At 58.1% G+C, this 11084-nt stretch carries 15 protein-coding genes; 7 read left to right on the plus strand and 8 right to left on the minus strand.

Annotated features, from left to right (window positions below):
• Positions 1-31: 31 nt before the first annotated feature.
• Entirely contained in the window at positions 32-1009 is a 978-nt protein-coding gene (locus ACM6IO_RS16395; protein WP_414911866.1) for a PDZ domain-containing protein, read from the plus strand.
• Between the two features lie 31 nt (positions 1010-1040).
• Here ACM6IO_RS16395 and ACM6IO_RS16400 read toward each other — a convergent pair whose 3' ends face one another.
• Positions 1041-1367 carry an AzlD domain-containing protein gene (locus ACM6IO_RS16400; protein WP_414911853.1) on the minus strand — a complete coding sequence of 109 codons (327 nt, stop codon included), beginning with the start codon at positions 1365-1367 and terminating at the stop codon, positions 1041-1043.
• Positions 1364-2104: an AzlC family ABC transporter permease gene (locus ACM6IO_RS16405; protein ID WP_414911854.1), complete on the minus strand. Its 741-nt coding sequence runs from the start codon at positions 2102-2104 to the stop codon at positions 1364-1366. Before ACM6IO_RS16405 ends, ACM6IO_RS16400 begins: the two co-directional genes overlap by 4 nt.
• A 215-nt stretch (positions 2105-2319) precedes the next feature.
• Here ACM6IO_RS16405 and ACM6IO_RS16410 point away from each other — a divergent pair, with 215 nt between their 5' ends.
• Positions 2320-3273 carry a LysR family transcriptional regulator gene (locus ACM6IO_RS16410; RefSeq protein WP_223555852.1) on the plus strand — a complete coding sequence of 318 codons (954 nt, stop codon included), beginning with the start codon at positions 2320-2322 and terminating at the stop codon, positions 3271-3273.
• 72 nt (positions 3274-3345) lie between these two features.
• Here the strand turns inward: ACM6IO_RS16410 and ACM6IO_RS16415 are convergent, their stop codons facing one another.
• The 3 genes from ACM6IO_RS16415 to ACM6IO_RS16425 form a co-directional block, all read right to left on the minus strand.
• The gene (locus ACM6IO_RS16415; RefSeq protein ID WP_414911855.1) at positions 3346-3819 is read right to left on the minus strand and encodes a DUF6130 family protein; all 474 of its coding nucleotides are present in this window, start codon (positions 3817-3819) and stop codon (positions 3346-3348) included.
• An 89-nt stretch (positions 3820-3908) separates the two neighbouring features.
• Positions 3909-4235, minus strand: a complete 327-nt coding sequence (locus ACM6IO_RS16420) for a low molecular weight protein tyrosine phosphatase family protein (RefSeq protein WP_414911856.1) — start codon at positions 4233-4235, stop codon at positions 3909-3911.
• 42 nt (positions 4236-4277) lie between these two features.
• Positions 4278-4967, minus strand: a complete 690-nt coding sequence (locus ACM6IO_RS16425; protein ID WP_008030799.1) for a winged helix-turn-helix transcriptional regulator — start codon at positions 4965-4967, stop codon at positions 4278-4280.
• 103 nt (positions 4968-5070) lie between these two features.
• Between ACM6IO_RS16425 and ACM6IO_RS16430 the strand changes: the two genes are divergently transcribed.
• Together ACM6IO_RS16430 and ACM6IO_RS16435 are read left to right on the plus strand one after the other, a co-directional pair.
• Positions 5071-6012: a carbon-nitrogen hydrolase family protein gene (locus ACM6IO_RS16430; RefSeq protein ID WP_414911857.1), complete on the plus strand. Its 942-nt coding sequence runs from the start codon at positions 5071-5073 to the stop codon at positions 6010-6012.
• A 27-nt stretch (positions 6013-6039) separates the two neighbouring features.
• A complete protein-coding gene (locus tag ACM6IO_RS16435) occupies positions 6040-6474 on the plus strand; it encodes a GFA family protein (protein ID WP_207286558.1) in 435 nt (144 codons plus the stop codon).
• 80 nt (positions 6475-6554) lie between these two features.
• Here the strand turns inward: ACM6IO_RS16435 and ACM6IO_RS16440 are convergent, their stop codons facing one another.
• Together ACM6IO_RS16440 and ACM6IO_RS16445 are read right to left on the minus strand one after the other, a co-directional pair.
• Positions 6555-7070 carry a hypothetical protein gene (locus ACM6IO_RS16440; RefSeq protein ID WP_008039555.1) on the minus strand — a complete coding sequence of 172 codons (516 nt, stop codon included), beginning with the start codon at positions 7068-7070 and terminating at the stop codon, positions 6555-6557.
• A gap of 133 nt (positions 7071-7203) precedes the next feature.
• The gene (locus ACM6IO_RS16445; protein WP_008030792.1) at positions 7204-7653 is read right to left on the minus strand and encodes an anti-virulence regulator CigR family protein; all 450 of its coding nucleotides are present in this window, start codon (positions 7651-7653) and stop codon (positions 7204-7206) included.
• Positions 7654-7875: 222 nt separating this feature from the next.
• On the opposite strand from ACM6IO_RS16445, the gene ACM6IO_RS16450 reads away from it, so the two are divergent.
• Entirely contained in the window at positions 7876-8010 is a 135-nt protein-coding gene (locus tag ACM6IO_RS16450) for a hypothetical protein (RefSeq protein ID WP_414911858.1), read from the plus strand.
• 68 nt (positions 8011-8078) lie between these two features.
• On the opposite strand, the gene ACM6IO_RS16455 is transcribed toward ACM6IO_RS16450, so the two are convergent.
• Positions 8079-8777 (minus strand): ion channel, encoded by a 699-nt coding sequence (locus tag ACM6IO_RS16455; RefSeq protein ID WP_207286559.1) that lies wholly within the window; start codon positions 8775-8777, stop codon positions 8079-8081.
• Positions 8778-9144: 367 nt separating this feature from the next.
• On the opposite strand from ACM6IO_RS16455, the gene ACM6IO_RS16460 reads away from it, so the two are divergent.
• Together ACM6IO_RS16460 and ACM6IO_RS16465 are read left to right on the plus strand one after the other, a co-directional pair.
• A complete protein-coding gene (locus ACM6IO_RS16460) occupies positions 9145-10194 on the plus strand; it encodes an alpha/beta hydrolase family protein (protein ID WP_414911867.1) in 1050 nt (349 codons plus the stop codon).
• Positions 10195-10297: 103 nt separating this feature from the next.
• Complete coding sequence (locus tag ACM6IO_RS16465; RefSeq protein WP_192417472.1) at positions 10298-10660, plus strand: DUF6463 family protein; 363 nt, start codon at positions 10298-10300, stop codon at positions 10658-10660.
• Positions 10661-11084 lie beyond the last annotated feature (424 nt).

Here is an 11084-nt window from a genome sequence, read left to right on the forward strand (position 1 = left end):
GAACGTGGGACGAATCTTGGGCGTGACGGCGATGATGTCATCACTGAGCGGTTGCATCGTTGATCAACTGGACCCGTTTTACTATATGTACGGTGCTGCCGTGCAGGCTTCGGGAGGATACGACGACGTGCCTGCCGGTACGACGCAGGCTCCATTAGCGGCAGATCAAAACGTTAACATGCAGCGCCTCATCGACCGCGAGACGCCCGACCGCTATCGCTCGCGTAGCTGCGAGTACATTGAGATGTCCCTCATCGAAGCGGCGGGCTATATGACCAGCTCCAATGCGCTGGTCAAACAGCTTGCGGAGGCCCGTAAAGTCGCGGCCAGCCCGGCCTGGCAGGAGAAAGGCTGCAAAACGGCCAATTTCCCGGGGGGCAAAATCGGCATCGCCATGGAAACCGTCGACGCACAGAAAGCGTCGCTGTATTCCATGCCGACCAACGGCGTAGTGGTCTACAACGTTGGCGCCGGCAGCCCGGCGCAGCAGGGCGGAATACTGACTAATGATTTAATCGTGGCGGTCAATGAGCAGCCTGTCGCCGACTCCGTAGAGTTCCGTTTGCAGTTGGCCAAGGCGCCCATAGGCTCCACGGTCAACCTCAAGGTCTGGCGCTACCAGGCGTTTCAGACTCTGCCCGTGGTGGTCGGGCCCGGAGGTACGCCCGTATCGATGTTACCGGTGAGCACATCGGCGGCGCAAAACACTGCGCCCTCCTCCCACCTGCAAGGCATGAACCTCGGCGAGGTGAATTCTTCTTATGCCAAGGCTGCGGGCTTGCCGTCGGCACAGGGTGCCTGGGTGATCGACACGGTCAAAGGCAGCGCGGCGGACAAAGCCGGGATCAAGCCATTGGATGTCATTGTCGAAATCGGCGGCCAGGAAGTCGCCAGTGCCCAAGACGTCGCTGATATCTCATCGCGCATGCGCGTCGGCTACAAAGCGACCGTGAGCGTCTGGCGCAACCAGGCGAAACGCGACGTGAAAATGGTCCTGAAAACTGACTGAACCTTTGGGCGTTGCGTTTCGTCCAGGAGCGCTACAGCCCGATAAACTTGAATAACCACACCCCTCCCATCCCGACCGCCAGTGTCAGGACTGTATTGCGAGTCTGCCAGGCGACCCAGGCCGCGATAATGGCGGCGGGTATCTGCGGGTTGTTCAACACGAACTCAATCTGCCCGTTGGGGTACACCACCGCGGGCAGCACAAGGGCCGCCAGCACACTCGCCGGTACGTAAAGCAAGGCCCGACTCAGCAATGCTGGGATGCGCAGCCGGCCATACAGTTCGACAAAGGAAAGGCGCATGGCGAAGGTCCCCAGGCCGACCGCCAGGAACATCCCCCACAAGGCTAAATCATTCATGGAGTCTCCCTCTCCACGTCATGGACCCGCGCCTCGCTCAATGGACGCTTGCGAATCGTCTCGATCAACAATCCCGCCATGACCCCGCCGATGGAAGCGGTGACCAGCCCGAGGTTGTAGGGCATGTTGATCGCCAACACCGCGAGCATCCCACCGACCACAGCGGCACCCAGGCTCGCCGCGTTACGTATGCCGGGCACCAGAAGCGCCAGAAAGGAAAGCGGTATGGCAAAGCTCAACGACCAGGTTTCGGGAATGCTTGCGCCCAGGTAGACGCCCGCCAATACCGACAATTGCCAGGACAGCCACATGGCCACAGCGGTGCCTGCATAGTAGTGATGCGCGAATGCCCCCAGCTCGCCTGAAGAAAGCTTGAGACTGCACAGCGCGTAGGACTGGTCAGAAAGCATGTAGGACAAAGGCCACGTCCAGCGCTTGGGCAAGTGGTGCATGTAAGGCGCCAGTGACGCGCTGTACATGATGAAGCGCAAGTTGATGACCAGCGCAGTGACGACAATCGCCAGCGGCACAACCCCCGTATGCAGCAGTTGCAGTGCGACCATCTGCGCGGAACCCGAGTAGAACAGCAGCGTCATGCCCATGGTCGTGCCGGGCGACATGCCCATGTTGATCGCCATGACCCCCGTCAGCAGGCCGAAAGGAACGACACCGGGACTCAATGGAATGAGCGCCCGGACACCTTGCATGAACGCCTCCCTCGCTGTTCGATACGGCATTTCGACTCCTTGGTCTGATGTTCTCGCTGACGGTTCCATGGGCCGTGACACCAGCCATTCCGCTGCGCGATACAGGGTAAGCTGGGGCTATTACGCGCCACTTGGGCAGATCTTTGCCTGGCCCATGGTCCGCAGCCCATCGTGCGGTAGAGTGTGGACCCGGAGCCCGATGGGCAGAACCGACTTTTTTTTCGAGAAAACAGGTAGTTTTTGTTATGGCTAAAAGCTCCCAGCCTGATCAGGCCCTGCTCTCAATGCCGTCCTTCAAGGCCATGAGATCCTTCGTGGCCGCTGCCAAATATCGGAACTTCACCCGGGCCGCCGAGGCATTGTGTGTCACCCAGGCGGCTATCAGCCGTCAGATTCGCGAGCTGGAACTCTATTTGGGCACCGAGTTGTTCACGCGCACCGGGAGGGAAGTCAGGCTGACAGCCTCGGGCACAGCGCTCTTCGATGCTGCGCAGCTGTCACTGCTCAACATCTTTCAAGCAACCGAAAGAATCCGTCGGGAAAAAAGCGACAAGCGCACCCTGACGCTTTGCTGCTCGCCCGCCCTGTCGGCGCTTTGGCTATCCCACAGGCTCAAAGACTTCTTCAGCGCCAATCCCGATGTCGATCTGAATGTCATCACCACCCAGCATTTTCTGGTGATGGAGCCCGGAATCATTCCGGACATTTTCATCACCCAGACCAGTGATCTGCGCCCCGGCTATCTGCGAGTCCCCTTGTTTCACGAAGTCGTCTATCCCGTGTGCACGCCTGGTTATCTAGAAGCGCATCCAGAACTGAGGACTTTGGAGGGCATGCGCAACAGCGTCCTGCTGGACCTCAACCCTTATGGCCGTTCCCAGTTGACGGAACAGGTCGACTGGAATGTGTGGTTCGCTTTCCAGTCCCATGACCTGAAGATCCCGGCCTCGGAAAATCCGCACTATTTCAGCAGCAATGACTACAGCCTTCTGGTGCAAATGGCGCTGGACAATCAAGGTGTCGCCCTGGGCTGGGATCATCTGGTGAGGCATCTGGTACAGCAAGGGCGCCTGGTTCGGCCGGTGACGGAAGAGCTGACGCTCAGGGAGGCGGTTCAGTATTTGATGATTAATGAGAAGAAGGCAGATGATCCAGCGTGCGGGCGTTTGAAGGACTGGCTGGTTGCTCAGTTCAAGTGAGTGATTTGCGAAGATGGCAGCTGAATAGCCGCCCCTGAAAAACACCAGACGATGAAAAGCCCGCTGAACGCTTCAGCCACCAGCGTCCATGTGGGAGACGTTCGATGATTTCTTCTCGGGAACGGTAAAACTCACTGTCGTACCGGTGAGGATCTTGTGGGTCGGATCGGCCACTTCCAGAAGAACCTTGTGAGCACCGGGCGTCAGTCCAACCAGGATAATCGGGCCGTCGCTGGTATGCGCCCACGTACCTTTCCAGTCATCGACCGTCACGTGGAGGTGGCTGAGACGAGGTGAAACTTCACCCGCTGCCTTGCCAAATACCGGCATGATCCTGGCGTGCTCTGTTCGATACTGGATGATGACAACACCGCGGGCCAGCGGCTCGGCAAGCGGTGGATAGGCAATGAGTTTTGGCAGCGCCTCGGACTCCAGTGGGAGTATTGCCGGTGGGTGATCGGTATCCGCTTCTCCTTCACCGAATGCGGCCATGCAAAAAAAGCCGCCCAAGACCAGGACACACAGTTTTCTGAGCGCGACGGACATGGCGTTTTACTCCCGCATGATGTTACTCAAGGCTAGTCCATTGCAGAGAATGCATTGCAGGGCTGACGGGGCGTCTTTTGCCGCTCACTTCAAGTAGGCAAATACCGCGCAACCCTCTCATCCAATAGCCTGATCAGCGCCGGATCCATGTACTGATAAACATCCGGTATGTCCAAACAAACGACGCGTTTGTCCGCCAGTTCCGAACCAAATCGAGCCATCAGTTTGTTGCGATGAATGGGCTCCATGACAACGATCAGTTCAGCCCACTGCAACAGCTCCAGGCTGACCGGAACATACGCATCGTTACTGATGCCCGCCGACGCGGTTTTCACGCCGGGCCAGTCAGCAAAATGTCGTTCGGCCGTGGGGCTGCGCAGGCGGTTCTGGCTGCAGATGAAAAGTACGTTCAACATCGTATGACTCCCGACAGTTAACGCGCCTGGGACTCAGGCGAATTACCGGGTCACGGCCGCACTCCGGGTGCCCGCGAACGCACTCGTGCCAAGCCAGCGCCACAGGCTTTTCGCGTCTTGTACGGCGCCATCCACACGCAGCTCTCGCGACTGAAGAACGTCCCCCGGCGTGCGGTCGCCCGTCCACACCTCGGTCAATGCGCGCACGCTGGAGTCCACGACGAGGGTCAGTTCGCGGCCAGGGTCGTCGCGGCACAGGTCGGCTACACCCTCTTCAACCACGAGCCACCACGCTTGTTCGCCTGGCCGTGCGTCGCGGAACGTGAAGTGGATGACCACCGGTCGAGGCGGGAATGTTTCGATGCGCACGAACCGACGCACGTCCCACATCAGCAAGCCCGCGTCGAGTTCATCATCACGCAGGCGGCTGCCGATCCAGCGCGCGCCCCAATGCCCCAGCGCCATGATGATGGGGCGCAACTCCTTGCCCGCCTCGGTCAGGCTGTACTCCCAGACTTTGCCCGTGGCCGTGCGGTGCACGACGCCGATTTCTTCCAAATGGCGCAGCCGCTGTGTCAGCAGGTTGGTGGACATCCGGGGGACGCCACGGTGCAGTTCGTTGAAGCGCTTGCTGCCGCACAACAGTTCGCGCACGACCAAAGGTGTCCAGCGCTCGCACAGTGCTTCGGCACCGCGTGCGACCGTGCAGAACTGACCGTAGCTTTCGTCCATTGCCTGGGCTCCGCAATTACAACGCTTCAGATTCTGAACTAGCCCCGCCGCTTCGCCACGCGCAAGCTCAAGCCTTCGAAGCCAAGTACCAAAGGTGAACGCCATGACCAAGGTTGCCATTATTCAGCGCCCGCCCGTGCTGCTCGATCGCGGCGCGACAATCGCCCGGGCCGTGCAATCGGTCGCCGAAGCTGCGGCGGCGGAAGCTTCGCTGATCGTTTTGCCCGAATCGTTCATTCCAGGTTATCCGTCGTGGATCTGGCGGCTGGCGGCGGGAAAGGACGGGGCTGTCATGGGCCAGTTGCACACGCAACTGCTGGCCAACGCCGTTGATATTACGAACGGTGACCTGAGCCCTTTGTGCGAGGCCGCGAGGGCTCACGCCGTGACGATCGTGTGCGGCATCAATGAATGCGACCGGTGCAATGGCGGCGGCACGCTCTATAACAGCGTAGTCGTTATCGGCGCGAACGGCGCAGTGCTCAACCGACACCGCAAGCTGATGCCAACGAATCCCGAGCGCATGGTGCATGGCTTCGGTGATGCCTGCGGCCTGCGTACGGTCGAAACACCGGTCGGTCGCGTGGGGGCGCTCATCTGCTGGGAAAACTACATGCCGCTGGCACGCTATTCACTCTATGCTCAAGGAGTGGAAATCTACGTCGCCCCCACGTACGACACGGGCGATGGCTGGATCAGCACGATGCGTCACATTGCACTCGAAGGACGCTGTTGGGTGCTCGGCAGTGGCACCGCACTGCGCGGCAGCGACATCCCCGAAGACTTTCCGGCGCGTGCGCAACTGTTTCCCGATCCGCAGGAATGGATCAACGACGGCGACTCGGTGGTGGTCAATCCGCAAGGCCGGATCGTCGCCGGTCCATTGCACCGGGAGGCCGGCATTTTGTATGCGGACATCGACGTCGCACAGGTGGCGCCAGCGCGGCGAGCGCTCGACGTCACCGGGCATTACGCGCGCCCTGACATTTTCGAATTGCAGGTGCGGCGCACACCGGCGACTGCGGTGCGCTATATCGACGGGTGAAGGCAAACCATTGATGGGAGTTATGCAATGAACAGTGAACGGTCTTACAAGGGCAGTTGTTTTTGCGGCGCAGTCGAGCTCACGGTCAGTGGCGAGCCGGTCGGGATGGGTTATTGCCATTGCGAATCGTGTCGGCATTGGTCAGCAGGACCGGTCAACGCCTTCACGCTGTGGAAACCCGAGGCGGTGCAGGTGACTCGCGGGGCTGACAACATCGGCACCTACAACAAGACACCGCAGAGTTACCGCAAGTGGTGCAAGACGTGTGGCGGGCATCTCTTCACTGAACACCCGGGCATGGGGCTCGTCGACGTGTATGCCGCGATCATTCCGGATCTCGCGTACTCGCCAGGCGTTCACGTGCACTATCAGGAGAGCGTGCTGCGCATCAAGGATGGGTTGCCCAAACTGAAGGATGTTCCCAACGAACTGGGAGGATCGGGTATCAGCGTGGACGAATAGCGCTGACACCGGAGTAAAAAAAACGGGCGCCTTGTCGGGCGCCCGTCTTGTTCAGGGTTGCGTGCTGCGAGTGACGCTGATCAGTGCGATTTCTTTGAAATCGACGTCCCGGCTTTGCTCAACCCTTTCGCGTTGTGATCCCCGGGTGTCGAGGCCGAGATTGCGGAGGCTTTGGCCACGCCGCGAGTGTCTTTGGAATGGGCGATGCCAGACGTCGTTGTGCCATGACCGCGCTCACCATTGCGGTCACTGCCGTAGTGGTTTCCGCTTTCGCCACGGTCGCGAACAGCCCTTCCGGCATGATCGCTGCTCAGTCCATTGCCATGGCCGTTGCTGTTGGCGTTGCCGTGATCGGAACCGCCGTGACCGCCACCTGTACCGCCGCCGTGGCCACCGCCATTACCGCCGCCATTACCACCACCGTTTCCGCCGCCGTTGCCGCCGCCGTTACCACCACCACCGCCATTACCGCCTCCGTTGCCGTCCTTCGCATAGGCGGAGTTCATGACAGAGAGGTCAGCAGGGAGTAATGGGGCGGCTGCAAGCATGAGGGCGCATGACATGACAGCAACGAAACTCTTGTTTTTTAAAAGCATGATTGCTTCCGTAAGGTGGTTGATATCGCATGCATTAGGACGCAATTGTCCGGCGACAGTTCAACTCCTGCGACGGACGGAGTGCGGTGCGCTCACCACCTGGTAAAAGCACCGCAACCGCAGGGTTCAAATATCAGTCAAAGGCCCCGTTGAGGACTTCATAGATGATCCCGGTTGCCAGTGCGACCAGTATCAAATCGGTGCCTGCTTGCTGCCATTCGTATCCATCATAATGCGGCAGCCTGCCAATCAGGCGTCCATCCAGCTTTTTCGCAATGCCGGGTGGAAGCGGCTTTCCTCGAGCGAGGTTTTTCTGAATTCCGGGTGGCAACGCAGGGCCGGGACTCCAGTAGTCCCTGTATTCGCCAACGATCCCGAGAATGCTTCCCTGATTGATACTGGGGCCATGACTCCAATCGCCGCCTCCGGCGTTTTTGCCTTTGCCGCCTTGATTGCCATGGACTTGATTGTTTTGCGGTTTTCCCTGGCCCTTTCCATTACCAGGATCAGCCAATGCGGTCGCTGAGCCGCAAACCAGCGCAAGGCATGTAATCGCGGCAACCAATGAGCGTGATCTGTGCATGAGTCGTTCCCTCAGAGTGGCGGGTTGTCTCTCTGAAATTTAGACGCTATTGACGATGTGAGTTCCAGTTCCGCTTATTTATGGCCCCACCCGATGCATCTGCGCCTTGTCAGCAGCCCGTTTTGTCTGCGCTTGTGTGCTGCGGATTTTGGTAACTCGTAGCACACTAGCCAAGTGTCAATGCAGAGCGCCAAGTAGCCAGGCGTTTTCAGGAGGTGAACAATGAGCAAACAACCTCAACCCCGCAGCCGCTCCAACCCTCAGCCCAGATCCCGCCCGGTGGTGCCCAACCTGCCCAGCAAAAGCGGCAACAAATCCGGGGGCTTGCGTGGCAACTACCCGTCGAAGAAGTCGTAGTGAAAAGCGATCAACAGCGAACATAACCCCCAGCTGATGGCATCGGTCCGGCCACAGCAAATCGAGAGTCACTTCGTCTGATTCGACGGATACAGACCGGCAAGCCGCGCTATCACAACACCCACATAAAAGACGCCTGAAAATTCTTCGACCATCACAAGTGAGCGGGCATGGTTGGTCAACGGCAGAACATCACCGTAACCGGTGGTTGTGAGCGTCGTGAGGCTGAAATAGATCAGTTTGAAGAACGTGCCGGGCTGTCCAAAGTCGAGGTGGCTTGGGCCGAATGAGCCAGCGCTGGAGATCTCGAGCAAGGCATAGACGAAGGACCAGACGAAGGCCAGCAGGATGTAACCCGCAAGCGCGCCATGCAGCTTGTCGGCCGTAATCGGCCCGCGCTGGAGAATATAGCGAAGCACTCCGATGAACGAGACTGCAAGAGATGTCGCATAAGCTATCCCGGCAAGATTAAGAATCGCGATACTGCCAACCCACAACGCCGTCCATTGCAGGCCAACCCCAAGCAACGCCAGGCCCAGTTTTAAGATGAACCCCCACCGAGTCTGCCGGGTGGCGAAAGCGCCCACGAGCAGCACGGTTGAAAACAGAATGCCGAGCAACGTGCGGGCAAATATGCCCTCCTCAAGAAAGGGAAACAGGAGGATCAATCCAAGTAAGAGCAGCAACAGATAGGTGCAGGGCCCTCGCCCTATGACCATCTGACCTAGATCCTCATCGGATTCGGTTTTATTTTGCGGATCTGTCATAGCGGTTTCCCATAGACCGAAACAACGTTCGATACCTGGCGCTACAGGTTTGAAATCGGGCCTGGTTTTAGAAGTGACGGCAGTGGAATTCTAGTCGCGAATGCATGTAAGAGGATTCAGCCGGACAACTATCGGTCGATTTCTACCCTGATCGACTGACAGCAATCGGCCAAAAGTTAGCGTTCAGTCTTCTGACTAAAGACCGAGAACAGCGTTAATGATGAAAGTCGTGCGCGACGGTTCGAATGTGGGCTTTAATGTCCGTGCTTACAGGCAACCCCATGAGCTTCGACTCCGTACGGAGATAGATGCGCCTGACGGCGGGTTCCGGTTGCCATGTACTTGTCCATTCAAGGAAGAAACGACATTGAAAATAGCTTTTAGCTCCCTGTTATTGACCTGCCTGACGACTATCGCGCTCGCCGCCGAGAACCCTGTCGGCTTCCGTTCTTCCACACTGGCGGACGCGCACAATGACCGCACACTGGAAATGGTCGTCTGGTACCCCAGTGCAACGACCGCCGCCACGCAATTGATTGGCGATGATGTGGTGTTCGTCGGGGCTTCTGCCGTTCGTGACGCACCGCCCGCTGCTGGCAAGCATCCATTATTGGTGCTCTCCCACGGGTACAGAGGAAACTGGAGCAACCAGATCTGGCTTGCCAGCGCTCTGGCTCACAGGGGTTACATCGTCGCTGCAATCAATCACCCTGGCTCCACCACTCATGACCGTAGCCCAAAAGCAGCAGCGCAGTTATGGCAGCGGCCCGTTGATGTGAGCCGAGCCATTGATGGGGTCACGGCTCAACCGGAAAAATTCGGCCTGGTCGCCAATGACCGAATTGCAGTAGTGGGCCATTCACTCGGCGGCTGGACCGCCCTGGAGATCGCCGGTGCCCGTTTCGATCCAGACCGCTTCGCCCATGACTGCAAGGCCCACCCGCAGTTAGCAAGTTGCAACGTCTACGGAAAGATGAATCCCGCCAGCACCCCAGAATCAAAGACCGCGTTGGCCGCCGATTTGCGCGATGAACGCGTCACGGCTGTGGTCACATTGGACCTGGGCCTTTCACGGGGCATGACCGATGAAAGCCTGGCCGCGCTGCCGGTACCAACGCTGGTGATCGCTGCCGGCGTACCGTCGCACGATCTTCCCGCTGAGCTGGAGTCTGCAAACCTGGCCAAACGCCTGCCTCCGGCGTCAAGCCGTTACGTCGAAATCAGCGATGCAAGCCATTTCAGCTTCTTGTCAATGTGCAAACCTGGTGCAGAAGCGATGCTCGAAGAAGAAGTGCCAGGCGATGGCATCATTTGCCGGGATGGTGATGGTAATGGCGCTCGCTCAAGGGATTTGATCCAACAGCAGGTTACTTCGCTGATCACCGAGTTTCTGCCGCCGTCACCTCGCAACGAATGAAGACGAGGTTATTAACTGCCAGGTCAAAAGGGGACGGATTTATTTTCAGAAATAATCCGCCCCTTTCTCTTATCCAACCTTACCGTTACGGAGCATTAACGATATGTCCAACATCGTCGCATGGACCCTGTTCGCCTTGGGCGTCCTCCATATTCCGTTAGGTATTTTCAAGTTCAAAACAGCATTCGCCGCCGCTGTAGACGCGGGCTTCATTGACCAGTTCAGAGCGCACGAAGATCGGCGTACCGCCCTTTGGTTTACCCTGCTGGGTCCGCTTTTTATGCTCGCAGGGCATACAGCGATTCACGCCGTAGCCGTTGGGGATCTCGCGTTACTTAAAATGGTCGGCATCTATGTGCTGATGATCTCGATCATTTGCGTCATTGCTGTTCCAAAATCGGGGTTTTGGGCAACGCTGCTGGTTTCTCCGCTGCTCATCGCGGCAGGGTATGGCTTGTACGCCTGACTAAAGCTCCCCCCGCAATATCCCCCCCACGATGAGAAAAATCCCCCATAAACGGGCTGTATTACCCGATTCCTGTGTCAACTTTCATTGGCCTGGGAATCAAGTTGCGCCGCCAGCCGGGAATGATTGGCTGTTCAGTTTTCTGGCATAGAGAATGCTGTGCGTTCACTAGCGTATTAATTGAAAGTTTGAAGTTGTTATCACGGGATAACAGATTTCCACCTGTGCTGCACAACCCTTCTGAGGAGTTACCTTCATGCGAAGTGAGCCGCTAGTCCGCACGTTGGCACTCATGCTTCTCATCTTTGCCATAGGGGCATTCTGGAGTCTGTTCACCTGGTTCAGCAGTTAAGCGTTGTTTGTGTTGCGGATCGGGTGAAGTCCCGGTTGAAGCCGGGAATCCCCCCGATAGCAGAAGCAGCAA

It is taken from the genome of Pseudomonas sp. IT-P44, from assembly GCF_949768225.1.
Lineage (GTDB): Bacteria > Pseudomonadota > Gammaproteobacteria > Pseudomonadales > Pseudomonadaceae > Aquipseudomonas > Aquipseudomonas migulae.

Bases quoted from the DNA above. Each gene is read 5' to 3' on its own strand.
- ACM6IO_RS16395 (WP_414911866.1), top strand. From the start codon at position 32: ATGATGTCATCACTGAGCGGTTGCATCGTTGATCAACTGGACCCGTTT.
- ACM6IO_RS16400 (WP_414911853.1), bottom strand. From the start codon at position 1,367: ATGAATGATTTAGCCTTGTGGGGGATGTTCCTGGCGGTCGGCCTGGGG.
- ACM6IO_RS16405 (WP_414911854.1), bottom strand. From the start codon at position 2,104: ATGCCGTATCGAACAGCGAGGGAGGCGTTCATGCAAGGTGTCCGGGCG.
- ACM6IO_RS16410 (WP_223555852.1), top strand. From the start codon at position 2,320: ATGGCTAAAAGCTCCCAGCCTGATCAGGCCCTGCTCTCAATGCCGTCC.
- ACM6IO_RS16415 (WP_414911855.1), bottom strand. From the start codon at position 3,819: ATGTCCGTCGCGCTCAGAAAACTGTGTGTCCTGGTCTTGGGCGGCTTT.
- ACM6IO_RS16420 (WP_414911856.1), bottom strand. From the start codon at position 4,235: ATGTTGAACGTACTTTTCATCTGCAGCCAGAACCGCCTGCGCAGCCCC.
- ACM6IO_RS16425 (WP_008030799.1), bottom strand. From the start codon at position 4,967: ATGGACGAAAGCTACGGTCAGTTCTGCACGGTCGCACGCGGTGCCGAA.
- ACM6IO_RS16430 (WP_414911857.1), top strand. From the start codon at position 5,071: ATGACCAAGGTTGCCATTATTCAGCGCCCGCCCGTGCTGCTCGATCGC.
- ACM6IO_RS16435 (WP_207286558.1), top strand. From the start codon at position 6,040: ATGAACAGTGAACGGTCTTACAAGGGCAGTTGTTTTTGCGGCGCAGTC.
- ACM6IO_RS16440 (WP_008039555.1), bottom strand. From the start codon at position 7,070: ATGCTTTTAAAAAACAAGAGTTTCGTTGCTGTCATGTCATGCGCCCTC.
- ACM6IO_RS16445 (WP_008030792.1), bottom strand. From the start codon at position 7,653: ATGCACAGATCACGCTCATTGGTTGCCGCGATTACATGCCTTGCGCTG.
- ACM6IO_RS16450 (WP_414911858.1), top strand. From the start codon at position 7,876: ATGAGCAAACAACCTCAACCCCGCAGCCGCTCCAACCCTCAGCCCAGA.
- ACM6IO_RS16455 (WP_207286559.1), bottom strand. From the start codon at position 8,777: ATGACAGATCCGCAAAATAAAACCGAATCCGATGAGGATCTAGGTCAG.
- ACM6IO_RS16465 (WP_192417472.1), top strand. From the start codon at position 10,298: ATGTCCAACATCGTCGCATGGACCCTGTTCGCCTTGGGCGTCCTCCAT.